This window comes from Aquimarina sp. U1-2 (assembly GCF_017897595.1).
GTDB lineage: Bacteria > Bacteroidota > Bacteroidia > Flavobacteriales > Flavobacteriaceae > Aquimarina.
In genome coordinates, this window is sequence record NZ_JAGKIK010000005.1 from 56249 (window position 1) to 74685 (window position 18437).

Sequence of the window (18437 nt, forward strand, 5' to 3'; positions counted from 1 at the left end):
ATATGAAGCGTGACTTTTATCTGTAGATCAAAATTTAGTTTTTTTCTATATAATTTTGATAGTAAGGCTGCGTAACCTGATTACAGCAATAACATGATTTGACGTATGTTGCAATATATTGGGTGTTTAGTTGTTTTTCCAATCTATTTTTCTAGAAATCATCATAATAGCTGCCAGAATCAAGAATAATCCGATACTGCCAACGAGTAAGGCGTAGTTTTCCAGTTGTATGATAACAAAAATAAAGGCGTACAGTACAACCAAAGATAGAGCAATAAAAATTGAAAACTTATAGCTACGGAGAAGGGTTTTGACATATATAGCTATCAATCCTACAACAGCTATTCCTGAGATCGTATATGAAAATAAGAAACTCGAATGCTCTGATATTGAAATCAGCAGCGTATAAAACATAACCAACGCCAGCCCTATCATTAGGTATTGAAAAGGATGAATATCTATTTTACTAATAGTTTGAATCAAAAAAAATACTAAAAAAGTAAGGGCTATGACTAAATACCCATATTTACTGGCCCGCTCACTTTTCTGATACTCATCTACCGGAATTAGCAACTTTACACCAAAAGCTGAAGTGTTAATTTCTGGAAGTTGTCCAAAGAATTGTTGCTCGAATTCTCTGTTAATCTGCAAAACTTTCCATTGGGCCTTAAAACCGGTTTCTGAAATTACTTTGGATTTAGTATTTGGTAAATAATTCCCGTTAAAACTGGGTGACGGCCAGTTTGAAACCATCGATACTGTGGTTTCTTTACCCACAGGGATAAATCGTAATTGCTCGCTACCATTAATCACCAGATCCATACTAAAATCAATAGGTTGTTCTTTTGGGAGTGTAGTATTCTTTAAAAATTCGGTTTCTAATCTATTTGTGTAAGAGTTTTTGGTATAGCGTGATTGTAATGCATACGTGTGGGTACCTAATGTTAATTCTAAATTGTTTCTTATGCCTTTAATATTAGTAGTATTTAATAGTATTGTAGCTTTATGCCATAAAATATCCTTACTTGCGATATTTCTACTGTCGAAACTGGGAGAGGTAAAAGAACCTTTAATTTTCATAGTAGCCGTATATACTACAGATTCATAAATACTTCTACCTAAGGTTTCAGATTCTATAGTGCTGGCAATGTCTAACGCATCTGGAAAGAAATAGGCATTTCTAGTCGTCGTAAACGTTTCTTCGGTATATGATTTTGTTTTATCATCCCAGTTTTTTTTCAAGGTATGTACGTGATATGGGATTTTGAGAATAGGTCCGTATAATAATACTTCGTTACCCCATTTTTGGTTAATTTCTTTAACTACAGATTTTTGTCTGTAAGAGCGCTCACGTATTAAACTCTCAATAAAAGATAACGGAATTAGCAAGGTTAAAATTAATGCGCCAACCATTAGCATACGAATTGTTATTGAAGTTTTGATCCATTGCCCGAAGGACTTTTTTTGTTTTTGGGTTTCCATATGTTGAAATTTAAATAATTATATTATTCAGTATGATGATATAATTTTGTCTCGCGGTAATACTCTAATAATCGATAGGTGAGAATTAAAAAGCCACCAAAACCTGCAGTAAACATCCAAGTGTCTATATAGTACAAGGGAGAAAGAACTCTTTTAATGATATCTCCTGTAATGTCAACAGGATTTTGAATAATATCCCAACTGTTCCAGCGAAGTATTCGACCTAAGTATATACCTAATCCGCATAAGAGTAAAATAAAGTGCACAACGATTGTAACCACACGATGGGGCAATCGTTGTTTAAGTAGTTTTTGCATCATTTGTAAAGAGGCAAATCCAATGATCATCCCATTAATGGCAAAAGAGAGAATAAGTAATACATCAAACCAAATCGATGGTAACGTACTTTGTTTTATGTGTTGTATGTCGGTTAAGATGTACGGAGCATTAGGTAAAAAAGCCAACCAGATACAAAAGCCCAACCAGAACAGGTTTTTTCTATTGACAAAATAATGTAATAGTAAAGTAATGAAGTAGGGTATACAGGCTAAAAATAGATTCCAGATCAGAAACAGATACAAAAAGGAGTCTGTTGTAATGATTCTCGCCAGCAGAAGAATAAAGGTAAAAATAATAGCTACACTAAAATTCTTGATAAAGGGTAGGTAGGTATAAAAAGTGTGTTTCATAATGGGATAGCATTAAAATGGACTACTCATAACCAGATAGAAATATCCTAGGGCTATGGGAATATTAACAAGAAAGCAGAAGATAGTAATTAGATTTTCTCTGTAGTATTGATGCATAATTATGGCATGAATTAATAGTTCTATGAACATAATTGCATTAAGAACTAAAGTGATAAGGACATAAAATACACCTGCAATAAGAAAAGAGGGAGATTCTGAAATGAGATATAAAGCTAAAATTATAGTGCCTAGCAGAAAACTTGAAACCGCAACTTGTAGTGCTTTTTTGTTGATATACTGTGTTATTTGCATAATGAAGTAATTAAAAATGTATGTTAACTTATTTGGAGCAGTTGTTTCAAAAGTTTTTGAAATGGTGTCTTACTCCATTCATAAAGTTTTTTCAGAATATATTGTTAGTATCTAAGTATTTTAAAGTACTTTGAATTTCAAAGTAAATAAATAAAAAAATATAGTTATTGTTTTAATAGTTTTTCAATGGCTTCTACATGTTTTTTAAAGGCATCACGTCCTTTTTTAGTCACGCTATATTTTGTATTAGGCTTCCTGCCTATAAATGATTTTTCAACATTAATATATGCTTCTTTTTCTAGTGCTTTGGTATGACTTGCCAAATTGCCATCGGTAACTCCCAGCAGTTCTTTCAGCATTTTAAAATCAGCGAATTCGTTCACTACCAATATAGACATAATGCCCAATCGAATTCGGTGGTCAAAAGCTTTGTTTATATTGTGTATTATATTCTTCATCGGTAGTTGCTGTATACACAGAAATCTTTGTAATTCGTACTATTAAAAAAGTGGCTTATTCCTGGCGATCGTGTTTTAGATAGATCAAGCTTCCGTAAAGAATATGCATAGCACCAAAACCTAACACCCAGAACCAAAAACCATATCCGGGAAATATAGCACATAACAAACCTAATATAATTTCTATATATCCCAGATATTTTACATTACCAATAGTATATTTTGATGCATTTACCAAGGCTAACCCATAAAAAATAAGCATTAAAGATCCAGTAAGCCCATAATGATGAGTAAAAATTTTAATGATAATATAGATACCACCGGTAAGCAAGGGAGTCATAAAGGCTGTTAGTAATCTTTTCGAAGTTCCGTTCCATAGAATTTCATTATTTTTCTTCGCCTTTTTAACACTAAGGAAAATGGCAGTCGCAATACTCAAAAGTGCAACGACGAAAAGATCAATCAAAATATATCGAAATACCTGGCTATCTAAAATGATGTAATCCCTACCGCTCTTTTCAAACAGATAGTAGGCAAATGCTGCACCGGTAAGTGCATAAATTCCGGCTAAAATTCCAGATAAACCACTTAAAGAGAGAAATCGAGATGATTTATTCATCATATTTTTAATCTCGGTAATGTCTTTTAAATATTCTTCTTTATTCATATTAAAAGTACTTTGAAATACAAAGTAAAATTAAAACTTCGAATTGTGCAAATATTTTAGGGATATACTTCTAAAATTTTATTTTTGACATATGAATCCGGCAGAAGCATATATTGTAAAGCAACAAGAACCTTTTCAATCCATATTGTTACATCTACAGGTGATTATTGAAACCAGTTTGCCAGAAGTAACGTTATTGTATAAGTGGAAGCTTCCGTTTTATTATGAGGGGAAATATCCTATTTGCTATCTCAATGTCACCAAAGGTTATGTAGATGTAGGATTTTGGGCAGCACAACACTTTACGAAGCATTTGGAATACTTACAATCAGATAACAGAAAATTTGTAAGGTCGTTACGTTATCGCACTCTAGAGGAGATTAATGATCAAATACTTAGTGAAGTTCTTAAAGAAGCCTACCACTTTAGAAAAGAAAAATTTATAACTGGTTAACTGTTTGCCGTATAGCCACCAGGTTGCTTAGTAATTTTTCTAAATGATCAAGATGAAGCATATTGGCACCATCACTTTTGGCATTCGCAGGATCAAAATGTGTTTCCATAAACAGTCCGTCAACGCCTGTGACTATACCAGCGCGAGCGATAGTTTCTATCATGTCTGGTCGTCCTCCTGTAACACCACTGGATTGATTAGGTTGTTGTAGCGAGTGTGTAACATCCAAAACTGTTGTTCCATATTGTTTCATCGTGGGAATCCCTCTAAAATCTACAATCATATCCTGGTAACCAAACATGGTTCCCCGATCTGTAATCATTACATGATCATTACCACTATCGTTTACTTTTTTTACTGCGTGCTGCATCGCTTCGGGACTCATAAATTGTCCTTTCTTTAGATTAACCGTTTTTCCGGTTTTTGCAGCGGCAACCACCAAATCTGTTTGTCGAACCAAAAAGGCGGGAATCTGTAGCACATCAACATAAGCTGCCGCCATAGCTGCATCTTCATTTTCATGTATATCAGTAACGGTAGGGATCTCGAACGTTTCTCCTACTTTGCGTAAAATTTTCAAAGCTTTTTCATTTCCGATTCCCGTAAAACTATCGATACGGCTACGATTTGCTTTTTTAAAAGATCCTTTAAAAATGTAAGGGATTTTTAACCTGGAAGTAATTTCGACTACATTTTCTGCGATGCGCAGCGCCATTTCTTCTCCTTCGATGGCACAGGGCCCGGCAAGAAGAAAAAAATGATTAGCATCAAGATGTTTTAGATTTTTAATTGAAGAAAGATCCATGTGATACATTTAAGAAGGTAAAGATAAGTCTTTTCATAACTGAAGTAAAATATTCTTGATAAAAGTCACTTTAGAATTGGTGTTCGCTATTTTTCAAACTGCCAATTAGCGCAGGTATTATTATGAACTCATCTTGACTTTTTATAATTAGCTGCAAAATGATCTTTTTTACCTACTTTTTGTCATTTTTGAGTTCCGTAGCAAAGGCTATGCAACAAAGAAATGCTTTCAATTAAGCTAAAAATCTCTATTTTTCACTTTAATCAAAAAAGTCAAGATGAGTTCAATACCAGTTCTACTTTAAAATTGCTCAAATAAAAAGCAGGCAATTTTTGTTTAGACGAAAGAGAAAACTCAATCATAGCCGTAGCTACGGTTGCTTTTTATGTTGAAGTATAAACGGAAAAGGGCAATTTTCAATGAGTAATTTTAAAGTGGAAGTGGTATAATTAACTTTTCATATACAAACTGTCAAAATAACTCGTACCTTTGCACCCTTAAAAATGAGGCGTTTATGACAGCTATAAAAAACATCGCAATAATTGCTCACGTAGATCACGGTAAAACTACTTTGGTCGATAAGATTATGTATCATTGTCAATTGTTTCGGGAAAATGAAAATACCGGAGATTTGATTTTAGACAATAATGACCTTGAGCGCGAACGAGGAATTACGATTACTTCAAAAAACGTTTCGGTAACGTACAAAGGAACCAAAATTAACATAATTGATACCCCGGGTCACGCCGATTTTGGGGGAGAGGTTGAGCGTGTTTTAAATATGGCCGACGGCGTATTACTTTTGGTTGATGCTTTTGAAGGACCTATGCCTCAAACACGTTTCGTATTACAAAAAGCAATCGATCTTGGTTTAAAGCCTTGTGTAGTTATCAATAAAGTGGATAAAGAGAATTGCACTCCCGATGAGGTACACGAAAAAGTATTTGATTTGATGTTTGAGCTTGGAGCTGAAGAGTGGCAATTAGATTTTCCGACCGTATATGGTTCTGCTAAACATAATTGGATGAGCGATGACTGGAAAAAAGAGACAGATAGCATTGAACCTTTATTAGATATGGTGATTGAGCATATACCTTCGCCTAAGATTGAAGATGGAACTCCGCAACTATTAATTACCTCTCTTGATTTCTCTTCTTTTACGGGTCGTATTGCTATAGGTCGTTTACAAAGAGGGACGCTAACCGAAGGCATGCAGGTTTCTTTGGTAAAACGCGATGGTACTATAAAAAAGTCAAAAATTAAAGAGCTACATACTTTTGAAGGTCTGGGCAGACGAAAAGTAACGCAAGTTGCTGCCGGAGATATTTGTGCCTTGGTAGGTTTAGAAGGTTTTGAAATTGGAGATACTGTGGCCGATGTAGAAAATCCGGAAGGATTACAAACTATTGCCATCGATGAACCCACGATGAGTATGTTGTTTACGATTAACGATTCTCCATTTTTTGGTAAAGATGGTAAATTCGTAACGTCGAGACATATTAAGGAAAGACTAGAAAAAGAGTTAGAAAAAAATCTTGCACTACGAGTTGAAGAAACCGATAGTGCTGATAAGTTTATGGTTTTTGGTAGAGGTGTTTTACACTTATCTGTACTAATAGAAACTATGAGACGCGAAGGATATGAGTTGCAAATTGGTCAGCCACAGGTGATTATTAAAGAAATCGATGGTGTAAAATGTGAACCCATAGAAGAATTGACCATAGACTTACCCGAACATGTATCTGGAAAAGCAGTCGAGATGGTTACACTTCGCAAAGGCGAGATGCTAAGTATGGAAGCTAAGGGAGACCGTATGATTTGTGAATTTATGATTCCGTCGCGAGGAATTATTGGTTTGCGTAATCAATTACTTACAGCTACAGCAGGAGAGGCCATTATGGCACACCGTTTTAAAGAATATCAACCACTTAAAGGTGACATTCCGGGTCGTATTAATGGTTCATTGGTTTCTATGGAGAAAGGAACGGCGATCCCTTATTCTATCGACAAACTTCAGGATAGAGGAAAGTTTTTCATCGACCCAGGAGAAGATATTTATGAGGGACAGGTTATCGGAGAGAATTCCCGCGGTGATGATATGACGGTTAATGTTACTAAAACTAAAAAATTATCAAACGTGCGTTCGGCAGGTGCAGATGATAAAGCTAAAATTGTTCCGGCAATCAAATTTTCTTTGGAAGAAGCCTTAGAATATATACAAAAAGATGAATATGTAGAGGTAACACCAAATCATCTTAGACTTAGAAAAATCTTTCTTACAGAAGTAGAACGTAAACGAAATAAGATAGTATAATTCTTCAGGGTATTATTTCAGTCAACTGAAGTAAAGTTGAGTGCTTATTTTTTGAGCTATGAAGTAGCTTTAGACTCCGCACCACCAGACAGAAAAAATAAGTGATCAATTTCAGTGAAATAACAATTGTACTTTGGTTTTTTTTGAACTGGTTTACACTTTTTTTGAATATCCGCTATACATTATAAAATTAACTTTAATGTCTGGTCGATCGTAGTCGAAACCTGATTTAGAGCTCGTTGGATTTACTAACCTCTCGACTGCGCTCGAGGAGACAGAGCGATTTTATTGATTACGGATATTCATTAAACTTTTTACCTATTTAAAAAAGTTTATAATGGTCAGTAGATACATATAAATGGATTTTAATTATGAAAATTGATTGTCCGTTATAATACCTAAAATTTAACTGAGAAGTCATCCTGAATTCATTTCAGGATCTCATTAAGTTTATCTTCAGTACATTGAGATGAGAAGCTGAAACGAGCCTGTGCTGAACTCGTTTCAGTATTCAGCTTGACGCAATCGGTTTAGGTTAAATTACGGATATTCATATTATGAAATAGTGTTTTTTAGTAATTTAAAATCTTACTATATGTCTGTTCGAGCACAGTCGAGAACTTTTCGTTTTCGTAAAATAGGTTTCGATTGAGACTGTCCTGAGCTCTGATAGAGGGCTGAACCCGACAATAGTACTATAGTTTCTTATTCCGATAGGTAACTAACTACTACCTCTAAAAGTTTACACTCGTTCTATATCAAAGACATTTATAAACGTAAAAAGTCCCGAGAGGGGGCTCGGGACCGTTTAGTCGATATTTCGGGGTATGAATTGGGGCTAATTCAATATCATAGGGTAATTAATGGGGCATTATTTCTATTTTGGTGTATTACTTTCTCTAATTGTACACTACAAATATAGAGATATTGTAGGAAGTGTCACTTGTAAAAAACAATAAATAATCGGTAAAATACATTAAAATATCGATAAAATGCAATAAAATCGATCGAATTTATAGTTTTAACACGATGCTATAGGAAGATTGTTATCAATTAGATGCCTATTCATGAACGACTCATCCTTTTCGCTGTACTACCTCAAACACCTTATTTCCATCACATTTTAATGTTTTAGAAGGATATTTAAGCAATAAAGCATAATCATGAGTGGCCATAAGAATCGTATTTCCATTTTTATTAATATCCTGTAGTACTTCCATAACCTCTACCGATGTTTGGGGATCGAGGTTTCCGGTAGGTTCATCGGCCAAGATCAGTTCAGGGTCATTTAACAAAGCCCTGGCTATAGCTATTCGTTGTTGTTCTCCACCTGATAACTGGTACGGAAATTTAAAGCCTTTGGTTTTCATACCGACTTTATCGAGAACGTCATCTATTTTGCTATCCATAGCTATTTCGTCTGTCCATCCCGTGGCTTTTAGTACAAATAGAAGATTATCTTTTACTGTTCTATCATTAAGTAATTTAAAATCCTGAAAAACGATACCCAGTTTTCTTCGCAAGAATGGAATTTGGTTTTCCTGTAGCGAAGGTAGATCAAAGTTTACGATACTGCCTTCACCTTCTAATAATGGTAAATCACCGTACAGCGTTTTCATGAAACTACTTTTTCCGGTTCCGGTTTTACCAATAAGATAGACAAAGTCACCTTTGTGTACTTCTACATTCACATCAGAGAGGATCAAGCTTTCTCGTTGATAAATAGAGGCATCCTTAAGGCTTAAAATCGTATCAGACATAGGGAATAGTTCTAATTAATACTACTTGGTAAAAGTAAAAAGTTTTCGATTAAAAACAGAACCCACCAAAAATAGTTTTCAATCATCATAAACTGTTAACTCATTTAACGATGACATATTTTAAATTTAAATAAATAATTGTGCGTTTTACACATTAATCAGATTGTTGGATTATCATTTTAAGGATGTTTCAGTATCTCATGACGCTCATTATTAGTTAATTTTAATGAGAACCTGAAACAAGCTTGTGCTGAACTCGTTTCAGTATTCAGCATGATATCAGAATAGAATTAATACTAATTAGGGATATTCAATTTTAGGGTATTATCGATTTTCAATATTCATAAAGAATTCATAATTATGAAACGGTGTTGTAATTATCTCAAAAAACCTGCGTTATACCTACGAAGATTAGGCTATCTTTAACACAAATTTATTCGCGGGAAACGATATTTACTTAAGGAAATCTCAAGGCTTGCCTTGATCAATTAAATTGTCATTCTGGCGCATGCCAGAATCTAAATCAATAAAGTTAGATGAACAAGCACATTATTACGATGCTTTTCGTAATTAGCCTTTATACGACCATAGCTGCGCAGCAATCTGCGATTTATACCAACGAATTGGTGCAGTACAATCAGGCATTAGAGTTGTATCACAATAAACAATTTTTGGCAGCACAAAATCTTTTTGATAAGGTTCGCGATACGATCGATGACTCAACTATCGATGCCAATTGTAGTTACTACATTGCTAGTTGTGCTGTTTGGTTAAATCAGAAGGATGCCGATCAGCTTTTAGAACGTTTTGTCATACAATATCCAACGAGCATTAAGAGAAGTTCTGCTTATCTAGATGCAGCTACTTATTATTTTGATAACGGAAAATATGCGTATGCGCGAAAATGGTATGATAAGGTAGATGAAGGAAATTTGAATCGTTCAGAAAGAGAAAAGTTCAACTTTAATAACGGGTATGCCTATTTTAAAATTCAGCGATTTAATGAAGCTAAGAAATTTTTAAACCGAGTACAAGATTCACCGGAATATGGAGCAAAAGCCAAATATTATCTCGGTTTTATCGCTTATGAAGGAGACAATTATAAGGAAGCAGATCAATTGTTTGACGAAGTAAAAGACTTAGATCAATACAATAAAAATTTATCGTATTTCCAGAGCGATATGAATTTCAAATCTGGAAACTTTGAAGATGCGATTAAAGAAGGTCTGGCGCAGTTACCTACATCTAAACCTTCAGAAAGATCAGAACTCAATAAAATCATTGGCGAGAGTTATTTTAACCTTGGTGCTTACGACAAAGCCATTCCTTATCTGAAAGAATATAAAGGGCGAAAAGGCAAATGGAATAACACAGATTATTATTATCTGGGTTATGCGTATTACAAGCAAGGGGCATATGCCAATGCAATTTCAGAATTTAATAAAATAATTGACGGTCGTAACGCAACTGCACAAAATGCATATTATCATTTAGCAGAATCCTATTTAAAAACAGGTCAAAAGCAACAGGCGCTAAATGCTTTTAAAAATGCTTCAGAAATGGATTTTGAAGCCAAAATTAAAGAGGATGCTTGGTATAATTATGCAAAATTAAGCTACGAAATTGGAAATTCGTATCAAAGTACACCAAAAATACTGGTAGCATATCTCGATCAATACCCGAACTCTTCGTTTAAAGATGAAATTTCAGAATTATTGATTAGTTCTTACATCACTTCTAAAAACTACAAAGAGGCGATGGATGTATTAGAAAGAAGTCGAAATTTTGCGGATAAAGGGGTGTATCAAAAAGTAGCTTTTTATCGGGGTATAGAACTTTATAATGAAGGTAACTATACTGAAGCTATTACCTATTTTGATACCTCTCTAAATAAGCAAGTAGATCCCTATTTTACGGCGAGAGCTTTGTATTGGAAAGCGGAAAGTAATTACCTGCTTAACAATTTTGATGAAGCGTTACTAGATTTTAAACAGTTTGAAGGAAGCACCAAAGCTTCGACTACTAACGAATACAGTTTGTTAGCATATAATTTAGGATACACATATTTTAAACTCAAGCAATATGAACAAGCGGCTCAATATTTTAAAACGTTCTCACAAAAAAATAACGTAGATGAAGCCAGGAAAGCAGATACTTATGTGAGGTTAGGCGACAGTTATTTTATCTCAAGTGCTTACTGGAATGCAATGGAAGCCTATAATAAAGCAATTAAAGCGAATGGTCCAGATGCCGATTATGCGCAGTATCAAAAAGCTATTAGCTATGGTTTTGTAAATAAAAACAATAGAAAAATTCAAGATCTTGAATTTTTTATCAAAAAGTACCCTAGTTCAACATATCGTGATGATGCTATGTTTGCATTAGGAAATGTATACATTTCAGAAAACAAAATAGATAAGGGAATTGCAGCGTATGAGCAATTAATTAAAGATGTACCCAGAAGTTCGTATGTACCTAAGGCGTTGTTGAAACAAGGATTAGTTTTTTATAACAGAGATCAGGGAAATAGAGCGTTATCGAAGTTTAAGAGGGTAGTTTCAGAATATCCGGGATCAGACGAAGCTATTCAGGCGGTTACTACTGCACGACTCATATATGTCGATCTGGGGCAAACTGCCGATTATGCTGCTTGGGTAAAAGGTTTACGTTTTATTGAGGTAAGCGATGCCGACTTAGATAATACTGCGTTTGAGGCTGCAGAAAAACAATTTTTAGAAAATAGGGATCAAGAGGCAATTCAAAGATTTGAAGCGTATTTGGCAGAATTTCCTAATGGATTACATGCCTTAAAAAGCCATTTTTATCTAGCCCAACTCTATTTCAAAAAAGGTGAGAAACAAGCAGCTATACCACATTATGAATTTACGCTAAAAAGCGAACGTACCGAATTTACCGAGCAGGCTTTGGCACGATTAGCACAGATTTATCTTGAAAAACGTGATTATGAGAAAGCTATCGTAGTTCTTAAGCGTCTTGAACGCGATGCCGATTATCCTCAAAACATCATATTTGCACAATCAAACTTGATGAAATCACACTATCAGTTACTTAACGATCAAAAAACTATTGAGTATGCTGATAAAGTCCTTGCTAACCCAAAAATTCAAAATGAAGTAAAAAGTGATGCAAAGATATTTACGGCAAGAGCAGCACTGCGTACAAATAATATGAGTCGAGCGAAACAAGCATACGCTGAAGTCCAAAAAATAGCTACAGGTGAGCTTGCGGCAGAAGCATTATACTATGATGCTTATTTTAAGCACCAAGAGAATAACTATCAACGTTCTAATGAAACTATACAACAATTGGCAAAAGCGTATTCGGGGTATCGATTATACGGGTCAAAAGGTCTGGTTCTTATGGCCAAGAACTTTTATGGTCTCGATGATGCTTACCAGGCAAGTTATATTCTGGAAAGTGTAATTAAAAATTTTTCAGATTATCCCAAGGTAGTAGAAGAAGCCAGGCAAGAGCTTACTAAAATTAAGGTTCAAGAGGCCAAAACGAATTCATCCATCCAAACTGATCAATAACACCCTTTATAAACGATTTGTATTTATGCGTATATATTGCCAAAAAGCTATACTTTTTATTTGTTTTGTGACTACGAGTTGGGGAGTTTTCACGCAAGAAAAAGAAAATGAAACTTTGGATACAGAACGTGTAGTCATTGTAAAAGCATACACTCCAACAATAAGTGATGCATTCAAAATTAAAGCTACTCCGGCGCTTAATGACTCGCTTACACAAAAAAAGAAACAAATTAGGTATGCTATCTTTTCGGTTCCTGTAGCCTCTACCTATACTCCGGCAAAAGGTAGCGCTGCCGCGATCGAAAGACCAGAATCTATAACTATCTATGATAATTACGCCACCTTAGGTTTTGGTAATTATACATCGGCTTTGGCAGAATTCTTTAGTAATTTTCAGCTCAATCGTTTTGATAATTTGGGGCTGTATTTACATCATAATTCTTCTCAAGGTGGGATTGATGAAGTACAATTAGAAGACAAATTTTATAATACGTACCTGGACCTTAATTACACATCTCGCCATCGAGAGTATACCTACGGAGTAGAGGTAGGGGTAGAACATCAGCTGTTTAATTGGTATGGATTGCCAGAAACACCTGCGTTAACCCAGGAAGAACTCAATGCGATAGATCCTCAGCAAAATTATTTTGGAGTAAAACTCGGGGGGAAACTTCAGTTTGATGATTTGTATTTCAAAAAAGCATCATTACAGTACCGGTATTTTAGTGATACTCACGGTTCTAAAGAGCATCACACCGTAATCAAACCTACATTCGAGTTTGAGATGGGAAATTCACTCATTACTACCAATTTCATTGTAGATTATGTGAGTGGAAGCTTTGATCGAGATCTTAATCCTGTTCTGCAAACACCAAATAATTATGGAATCTTAAATGTGGGAATACATCCTGGTTTGGTGATTTTAAAAGATAATCTTACGCTCAATTTGGGAGCTGCGGCGTTTTATAGTATCGATACTGAAAATAGTGATAACGATTTCTTTATCTATCCAAAAATTAAGGCTTCATATCGATTGTTGGATGAATCAATTATCGCTTACACAGGGTTAGAAGGAGAACTGAAACAAAATACCTATCGCGATGCCGTACAACAAAATCCCTTTGTATCCCCCACATTGATTATAGAACAAACCAATAATTTATTTGATGCCTATGTAGGTTTGAAAGGAAAAATATCAGATGTTGTGAGTTATAATTTTAGAGGAAGTTACAGGTCAGAAGATGAGAGGCCTTTGTTTGTAAACAACCCAAGAGCAACACTACTAGTAGAAGGTTTTGATTATGGAAATTCATTTTCATATCGCTATGATGATATGACCATACTTAGTGGATACGGAGAATTAAATATTGAGATTAGTGAAAAGTTTAAGCTAGGGGCCACGGCACAATATTTTAGTTACGACAATGAAGATGAGCAAGAAGCCTGGAACCTTCCAGACATGGAAGCTTCGGTACTGTTGGATTATCAGTTGCACCCACAATGGTCGATAGGAACACAGTTGTTTTATGTTGGTGAGCGTAAAGATATTGACCGTACCATTTTTACAGCGCCTAACTTGCCAGAACCCGTAATGACCTTAGATTCCTTTTTTGATGCTAATGTAAATATAGCGTATCGATTAGATGAGCAGTTATCATTTTTTGTAAAAGGAAATAACCTAATTGGTGAAAATTATGACCGTTGGGTTAATTTTCCTGTACAGGGGATACAATTTCTGGGTGGTGTGACCTATAAGTTTGACTATTAGGCGCAACGGTACTATTTTTGCTATAATTTTTAAAACCTAACCTTATGAATAACTTTTTTTTACTTGTCGTATGCTACCTTTTTCTTTCTTGTAGCTCTTCAGATGATGATACGAATCCCGAGATCTCTCGAAGTTTTCAACTAGATATTGATTCGAAAAGTATGAACTTTGTGAATGAACAATTTTCTATGAATGAAAATTGTGACCGTATTTTTATTAACATGTCTACATCATCAATGTCTAATCCAAAGTTTTTTCTAGAAATTAAGATGACTGTAACTGGGCATTTAGAAGAGGTGTTCTACGTAGATTATGAAGACAACGATCGTCATTATAGAAGTGCGGATTTTGATACTTCGGAAAATTTTAAAATCACAACGTTTGCTTATGGTCCATCGAACAAATTTTTAGAAATAGCGTTTTCAGGAAATGTATACGAATATGGTCAACCCAAAAATTCAAAAGCGATTAAAGGGACTATCCAAGAAGAAAACTTAGAATCCATTTCATGCTCGCATTCACCTTGGTTCATTACAGCAGATATTAATGAAAATCAATCATTTCAAAGTGTGCAAATGCAAGGAAAGACTGATTCAGAATCAACAAGATGGATGGCTATTTCTGATAATGGATTTAAAATTAAGCTCATTACAGAACAAACGTTACAACATATGCCTCCAGGCACCTATGCTTTCGGTAAAGATGATCCTTACAATAAAGTAATCATAGAACAGTATGTTGGTCCTGAAGGAGCTACACGCTTTATTCAATTTATAGAAGAGCAGTGGGAAACATATGATTATGAAGGTGAATTAATCATCGACGCACCTTCAGGAAATTTTTCTACAGTCACCAAAGGTAGTTTTAATCTTAATGCATTAAAAGGAGGTGAAGTGATTTATAGCATTACTAATGGTAGATTTTCTATTTAGTTATATGATGGCTACCTATAAAATTCCTTAATTATTTATTTATGGTAGTCATTGACATATTGCACGTTACGAGAGCTATTTTTGGTTTGGAAAATGTCTCCTGCACCCTGCGAGAACAATTTTAGGTCACAATGACTATCTCCTGCACCCTGTGAGAGCTGTTTTTTAGTGCTATGTTAATCGATTGTAAGTTTACATACGATATTTTTATTGTATTTTAGATCAAAACAAAATCATGAAAAATCTTACCCCACTTTTCTATTGCTTTTTTTCAATAATCGCATGTGCTCAAGAAAATTTCAATTTATATTATGAAGAAACTGAAAACGGTTTCTCGGTATTAGCCGATAATGATGAGTACAGCCCGGTATCTGCAGATATCACCTTTAGACTCGAAAATCTTAAGTCTTCCCAGGGGAACAATAAGATATTCGTGGTTCCGGCAAGAACCAAGAAACACAAAATTACAAACCTAGACGTAGTGGATCGTTCAAAACGAGTAAAGTTTGGATTTGAAACCTCTTTTAATTTCGGAAACCACGACCTTAAAACATATGATACAAATTTCGATTATTACTTGCCTTTCGAAAAAGGAAGTACTTTTTGGCTTTCACAGGGGTATAATGGAGCAACATCACATAAAAATGAGAATGCTTTAGATTTTAAAATGCCCGTTGGAACAAAAATTTATGCAGCTCGCGATGGTGTGGTGATCGATGTCGAAGATTCTTATAGTAAGCGTTGTACCGATCCTGAATGTGCCAAGCATAACAATTATATCCTGATCTATCATAATGATGGTACTTTTGCAGAATATGCACATTTAAAAAAAGGCGGTGCCAGGGTACATAGAGGAGATCAAATAAAAATTGGTCAATTTATCGGGTATAGTGGTGATGTGGGTTGGGCTACAGGACCTCATTTGCATTTCATAGTGTTTTTACAACGAATAAAAGACCGGGTTACGCTCGAAACGAAATTTTTAACAGGAAATGGTTCTAAATCAATATCTCTTATTGAAAAAGAAGAGTATACCAGAAACTACAAATAATACCAAAATTAATATAAAAGTAGGTCAATATACTTGTTCATATCCTCTTCTACTTCATTACAAAAAGCTTCCAGAGCTAAGGCTATGCAAGAATTTTGAAACTTTGTATAAGAAGATAGCAACGGCGCATCTTTAACCCGCTTTATGCATTAGAATTTCGTTATGAGGTTTGAAAATGCAATAAAACCAAGTGTTTTCTAAGTTTCAGCATAGCATCGCTACGGTGAAACTTAAAAATACAACGTAGTGCTTGGTTTTGCAGCAGTTTAAAGCCGTAATAGATTTTCTAATGCATAAAGCGGGTTTAACCTATTTTTATATTTATTTTGGTATAATATAATTTAAGTATATTTCGCCATAAAAAATTAAACGTAATATCATAATGAAAAAAATTCTCACTGTCTTTTGCATACTACTAGTTTCCATTTCATGTAAGGATGAAGCAACTACCAAAAACACTACAACCAAGGCAGATACAGATGTAAGCGCCAAATTCAATACTATGTTAGAGGATTATTATGAAGAGGGTCTTCAACTCAATCCCATTCAAGCTACCTTTACAGGAGATAATCGTTTTAACGATCAATTTCCAAACCCGTTAGCGTACGAAACAGTTACCAAAGTCAAAGCGCACTTTACGAAATATAAAGAAGCACTTGAAAAGTTTGATGATGAATCGCTTTCGGATAGCGAAAAAATGAGCAAAGCAATTCTAAAATGGGAATGCGATATTAATCTCGAAGGTTTTCATTATAAATCAGAGTATTTCCCTATCGATCAAATGTGGTCGATCAACCTTATGATGGGTCAATTAGCCAGTGGTGCCAGCGCTCAGCCTTTTACAACAGTAGAAGATTATGATAAGTGGTTGAATAGATTAGATGGGTACATTGCCTGGATGAGTTCTGCTGGTGAAAAAATGAAAGAAGGTATGGCTGCGGGTTATGTGCTTCCTAAATCTTTAATCATCAAAGTCCTACCACAATTAAAAGCCTTAACTGTTAAAGACCCTGAAGCTCATTTATTTTATAGCCCAATAAAAAATTTCCCTGATAGTTTTTCTGAAGAGGATAAAAAGCAGTTGACCAAAAAATATACCCAAATGGTAACCGAGCGTATCGTACCCGCTTATGAAGTACTACACGAATTTATGAGTACCGAATATTTAGATGCCGGTAGAACTACTTCGGGGATTGCAGCTATTCCCAACGGTGAAGCTTTTTATAACTATCAAATTAAGCTGTATACTACAACTGATATGACAGCTAATGAAATTCATGAGTTAGGATTAGCTGAAGTAGCTCGCATATCCAATGAAATGGAAAAAATCAAAGATCAGGTTGGTTTTAAAGGTGATTTAAAAGCTTTCTTTAATGAGGTGCGTAACAAAAAGGAGCTCATGCCTTTTACCGAACCACAACAAGTGATCGATAACTTTAATGCGATTCATGATCGTATGAAACCTCAGATTGAAAAACTATTTGATGTAAAACCTAAAACTCCATTCGAGGTTCGCCGTACCGAAGAGTTTCGAGAAAAATCGGCCAGTGCAGAGTATAATCCAGGTTCACTTGATGGTACACGGCCTGGAATCTTCTATACTCCAATTCCTGATGTTACCAAATATAATACTTATAGCGATGAGTCTTTATTTTTGCACGAAGCCATTCCCGGGCATCATTATCAAATTTCATTAACCCAGGAGAGTACCACGTTACCAAAATTTAGAAAAACGCTTTGGTATAGTGGTTATGGAGAAGGTTGGGCTTTGTATAGTGAATCTTTGGGTAAAGAACTTGGATTGTATACAGATCCCTACCAATACTTTGGTATGCTAGGCGCAGAAATGCATCGCGCCGTTCGCCTGGTGGTAGATACCGGGTTACATGCTAAAGGATGGACTAGAGAACAGGCTATACAATATTCGTTGGATAACGAGGCAGTTTCAGAAGCAGGTATTACCTCTGAGATCGAGCGTTACATGGCAAATCCTGGTCAGGCTTTATCTTACAAAATTGGGCAACTCAAAATAAGAGAACTTCGCGCGCGGGCCGAAACCGCTTTGGGTGATACATTTGATATTCGACAGTTTCATAATGAAATACTAGAAACAGGCTGTGTACCTTTAGCACTATTAGAAGATAAAATAGACAATTGGATACTACGAGCGTCTGATAAATAACGTTCACTA

The 18437-nt window shown here is 35.0% G+C and carries 14 protein-coding genes; 7 read left to right on the plus strand and 7 right to left on the minus strand.

Going from position 1 to position 18437, the window contains the following annotated elements:
- Positions 1–126 precede the first annotated feature (126 nt).
- The 5 genes from creD to J8281_RS08340 all read right to left on the minus strand — a co-directional run bounded on the left by creD (position 127) and on the right by J8281_RS08340 (position 3608).
- A complete protein-coding gene (gene creD, locus J8281_RS08320) occupies positions 127–1482 on the minus strand; it encodes a cell envelope integrity protein CreD (RefSeq protein WP_210197157.1) in 1356 nt (451 codons plus the stop codon).
- A 23-nt stretch (positions 1483–1505) separates the two neighbouring features.
- On the minus strand, positions 1506–2171 hold the full coding sequence (locus tag J8281_RS08325) for a DUF1361 domain-containing protein (protein WP_210197158.1): 666 nt from the start codon (positions 2169–2171) through the stop codon (positions 1506–1508).
- A 12-nt stretch (positions 2172–2183) separates the two neighbouring features.
- Complete coding sequence (locus tag J8281_RS08330; RefSeq protein ID WP_210197159.1) at positions 2184–2483, minus strand: hypothetical protein; 300 nt, start codon at positions 2481–2483, stop codon at positions 2184–2186.
- Positions 2484–2647: 164 nt separating this feature from the next.
- Positions 2648–2941, minus strand: coding sequence for a transcriptional regulator (locus J8281_RS08335; RefSeq protein ID WP_210197160.1), 294 nt, complete (start codon positions 2939–2941; stop codon positions 2648–2650).
- 55 nt (positions 2942–2996) lie between these two features.
- Positions 2997–3608 carry a hypothetical protein gene (locus J8281_RS08340; protein ID WP_210197161.1) on the minus strand — a complete coding sequence of 204 codons (612 nt, stop codon included), beginning with the start codon at positions 3606–3608 and terminating at the stop codon, positions 2997–2999.
- Positions 3609–3699: 91 nt separating this feature from the next.
- Between J8281_RS08340 and J8281_RS08345 the strand changes: the two genes are divergently transcribed.
- Positions 3700–4062 (plus strand): DUF1801 domain-containing protein, encoded by a 363-nt coding sequence (locus J8281_RS08345; RefSeq protein WP_210197162.1) that lies wholly within the window; start codon positions 3700–3702, stop codon positions 4060–4062.
- Here the strand turns inward: J8281_RS08345 and kdsA are convergent.
- Positions 4049–4867 (minus strand): 3-deoxy-8-phosphooctulonate synthase, encoded by an 819-nt coding sequence (kdsA, locus tag J8281_RS08350; protein ID WP_210197163.1) that lies wholly within the window; start codon positions 4865–4867, stop codon positions 4049–4051. The genes J8281_RS08345 and kdsA overlap by 14 nt on opposite strands.
- Before the next feature lie 514 nt (positions 4868–5381).
- On the opposite strand from kdsA, the gene typA reads away from it, so the two are divergent.
- Positions 5382–7181 (plus strand): translational GTPase TypA, encoded by a 1800-nt coding sequence (typA, locus tag J8281_RS08355; protein WP_210197164.1) that lies wholly within the window; start codon positions 5382–5384, stop codon positions 7179–7181.
- A gap of 1076 nt (positions 7182–8257) precedes the next feature.
- Here typA and J8281_RS08360 read toward each other — a convergent pair.
- Positions 8258–8941: a cell division ATP-binding protein FtsE gene (locus J8281_RS08360; protein ID WP_210197165.1), complete on the minus strand. Its 684-nt coding sequence runs from the start codon at positions 8939–8941 to the stop codon at positions 8258–8260.
- 536 nt (positions 8942–9477) lie between these two features.
- On the opposite strand from J8281_RS08360, the gene J8281_RS08365 reads away from it, so the two are divergent.
- From J8281_RS08365 to J8281_RS08385, 5 genes are all read left to right on the plus strand, one after another.
- Complete coding sequence (locus J8281_RS08365) at positions 9478–12495, plus strand: tetratricopeptide repeat protein (protein ID WP_210197166.1); 3018 nt, start codon at positions 9478–9480, stop codon at positions 12493–12495.
- 25 nt (positions 12496–12520) lie between these two features.
- Complete coding sequence (locus tag J8281_RS08370; protein WP_210197167.1) at positions 12521–14263, plus strand: TonB-dependent receptor; 1743 nt, start codon at positions 12521–12523, stop codon at positions 14261–14263.
- 44 nt (positions 14264–14307) lie between these two features.
- Entirely contained in the window at positions 14308–15195 is an 888-nt protein-coding gene (locus tag J8281_RS08375; RefSeq protein WP_210197168.1) for a hypothetical protein, read from the plus strand.
- A gap of 235 nt (positions 15196–15430) precedes the next feature.
- Positions 15431–16246 (plus strand): M23 family metallopeptidase, encoded by an 816-nt coding sequence (locus J8281_RS08380; protein ID WP_210197169.1) that lies wholly within the window; start codon positions 15431–15433, stop codon positions 16244–16246.
- A 382-nt stretch (positions 16247–16628) separates the two neighbouring features.
- Positions 16629–18428 carry a DUF885 family protein gene (locus tag J8281_RS08385; protein WP_210197170.1) on the plus strand — a complete coding sequence of 600 codons (1800 nt, stop codon included), beginning with the start codon at positions 16629–16631 and terminating at the stop codon, positions 18426–18428.
- Positions 18429–18437: the final 9 nt, after the last annotated feature.

Coding starts and splice junctions, on each gene's coding strand:
- J8281_RS08340 (WP_210197161.1), bottom strand. CDS start 3,608: ATGAATAAAGAAGAATATTTAAAAGACATTACCGAGATTAAAAATATG.
- J8281_RS08330 (WP_210197159.1), bottom strand. CDS start 2,483: ATGCAAATAACACAGTATATCAACAAAAAAGCACTACAAGTTGCGGTT.
- J8281_RS08375 (WP_210197168.1), top strand. CDS start 14,308: ATGAATAACTTTTTTTTACTTGTCGTATGCTACCTTTTTCTTTCTTGT.
- J8281_RS08345 (WP_210197162.1), top strand. CDS start 3,700: ATGAATCCGGCAGAAGCATATATTGTAAAGCAACAAGAACCTTTTCAA.
- J8281_RS08385 (WP_210197170.1), top strand. CDS start 16,629: ATGAAAAAAATTCTCACTGTCTTTTGCATACTACTAGTTTCCATTTCA.
- J8281_RS08325 (WP_210197158.1), bottom strand. CDS start 2,171: ATGAAACACACTTTTTATACCTACCTACCCTTTATCAAGAATTTTAGT.
- J8281_RS08370 (WP_210197167.1), top strand. CDS start 12,521: ATGCGTATATATTGCCAAAAAGCTATACTTTTTATTTGTTTTGTGACT.
- J8281_RS08365 (WP_210197166.1), top strand. CDS start 9,478: ATGAACAAGCACATTATTACGATGCTTTTCGTAATTAGCCTTTATACG.
- typA (WP_210197164.1), top strand. CDS start 5,382: ATGACAGCTATAAAAAACATCGCAATAATTGCTCACGTAGATCACGGT.
- J8281_RS08335 (WP_210197160.1), bottom strand. CDS start 2,941: ATGAAGAATATAATACACAATATAAACAAAGCTTTTGACCACCGAATT.
- kdsA (WP_210197163.1), bottom strand. CDS start 4,867: ATGGATCTTTCTTCAATTAAAAATCTAAAACATCTTGATGCTAATCAT.
- creD (WP_210197157.1), bottom strand. CDS start 1,482: ATGGAAACCCAAAAACAAAAAAAGTCCTTCGGGCAATGGATCAAAACT.
- J8281_RS08380 (WP_210197169.1), top strand. CDS start 15,431: ATGAAAAATCTTACCCCACTTTTCTATTGCTTTTTTTCAATAATCGCA.
- J8281_RS08360 (WP_210197165.1), bottom strand. CDS start 8,941: ATGTCTGATACGATTTTAAGCCTTAAGGATGCCTCTATTTATCAACGA.